The organism is Vibrio sp. 1167, from assembly GCF_033340375.1.
Classification (GTDB): Bacteria; Pseudomonadota; Gammaproteobacteria; order Enterobacterales; family Vibrionaceae; genus Vibrio; species Vibrio alginolyticus.
The window spans coordinates 1-1,028 of the sequence record NZ_JAWOWK010000131.1; the positions used below are offsets into that span (position 1 = coordinate 1).

At 48.9% G+C, this 1,028-nt stretch carries 1 protein-coding gene and 1 pseudogene; one reads left to right on the top strand and one right to left on the bottom strand.

Annotated elements, in window-relative coordinates; all coding sequences use genetic code 11:
* Positions 1-604: hybrid sensor histidine kinase/response regulator (locus R7Z78_RS24870; protein WP_169643710.1), on the top strand; the 604-nt coding region annotated here is incomplete at its 5' end.
* A gap of 87 nt (positions 605-691) precedes the next feature.
* On the opposite strand, the pseudogene aspA reads toward R7Z78_RS24870, so the two are convergent.
* Positions 692-1,028: pseudogene (gene aspA / locus R7Z78_RS24875) on the bottom strand (aspartate ammonia-lyase); the annotation flags it as partial.

Consider the following 1,028-nt stretch of genomic DNA (forward strand, 5'->3'; position numbering starts at 1 on the left):
CATCGAGGAAGAAAAACAGCAGGAAATCTTCGAAGAGTTTAATCGCGGAACGCAAGTGCGCTCCGATCAAGGTTTGGGATTAGGCTTGGCGATTTCCAAAGGGATTGCGCAGGTGTTGGGGCACGAAATTTCAATGCGTTCGTGGTTTGGTAAAGGCAGCGTGTTCTCAATAACCTTGGATAAGGCTCATCACGTTCAGCCACACCCTGCGAAAGTCGAGACCAGTCCTCAATCGGAGTTGTGCCACTTGCGAATTCTGTGTGTCGATAACGAACCTGACATTTTGGTCGGAATGGAAAATCTGCTCTCTCGTTGGGGGTGTGACATACGGGTTGCGACGGATCTCGTCGAAAGCTTACAAGCGCTCGAAGGCGATTGGGTGCCAGACGTCGTTTTCTCTGATTATCGATTGGATAACGGACGTACGGGGTTAGAAGTGTTGCAACAGTGTCGTTTGCGTCTGGGGAATCGTTTTGAAGGGGTGATCATCAGTGCTGACCGTACTGACGATATGATGGAAGGCATCAAAGCGAACGGTTTCAGCTTTATTGCCAAACCAGTTAAGCCACTCAAATTGCGCTCGGTGCTCAATCGAGTCGCGTAGCTTAGGTAAGTTGAGCGCATGAGCCAGATAGTAAGAGACCTCCGATGAGAGGTCTCTTTGTATTCTGCAGATATTCAAAGCAGTGCTTTACTCAGCCACGCCACCTTGAGTCAATTTGGCTGGATTAAGCAGCCTTTCAAGCGTTTCGCGGTCTAAATCCGTTTCCTCTTCGGCCACATCAATGATGGCTCGTCCTTGTTTGTAGGCTTTTTTCGCCACTTCGGCCGCTTTTAAATACCCGATCACCGGGTTTAGTGCGGTGACTAAAATCGGATTCTTGGCCAAAGCAATATCGAGGTTATCTTGTCGAACGTCAAAGGTCGCAATCGCCTTATCGGCAAGGGCGGTCGCACTGTTCGCAACGAGCTCAATGCTCTCCAAAATATTATGCGCAATCACAGGTAGCATAACATTCAACTGGAAG